Genomic DNA, 342 nt, shown 5'->3' with positions numbered 1-342 from the left:
GTTCAATAAACTCAGAGCAGAGTTTAGCCACGTTAATCGATAGTAAGCTAAGCGATTATTTGACTGAACATCCATTGCAAATTGATAAGGTTTGGGGCGCACTAGAGGCTAGCACGGTGAAGGCGCTGCGACCTATGTTAAGAGAGAGATTTGAGCTCAGCCGTGCAGAAGTCGTTGTGAAAGTGTATTGGCGTCAAGACTGAGTCGACATAAATGTAGCATGGGCTGAATGGGCCAGAACTTTTGAATGACGCTAACGAGACTATAGATAGAATTGGTTTACTATAATTGTGATACAAGAAAGACGATACGAGCCTTTGCCAAACTGAGACTTTCTTAAAA

Annotated in this window: 1 protein-coding gene; it reads left to right on the top strand. The window is 42.4% G+C overall.

Annotated features, from left to right (window positions below; genetic code table 11):
• Positions 1-203 (top strand): SIP domain-containing protein (locus AAEZ03_RS26395; protein ID WP_350582718.1); only part of this gene is annotated, 203 nt, incomplete at its 5' end.
• Positions 204-342 lie beyond the last annotated feature (139 nt).

The organism is Pseudomonas sp. HY2-MNA-CIBAN-0224 (genome assembly GCF_040310285.1).
GTDB classification, from domain to species: domain Bacteria; phylum Pseudomonadota; class Gammaproteobacteria; order Pseudomonadales; family Pseudomonadaceae; genus Aquipseudomonas; species Aquipseudomonas helleri.
Note: the sequence above shows the minus strand (reverse complement) of the source record. Positions and strands in the feature narration are given on the sequence as shown.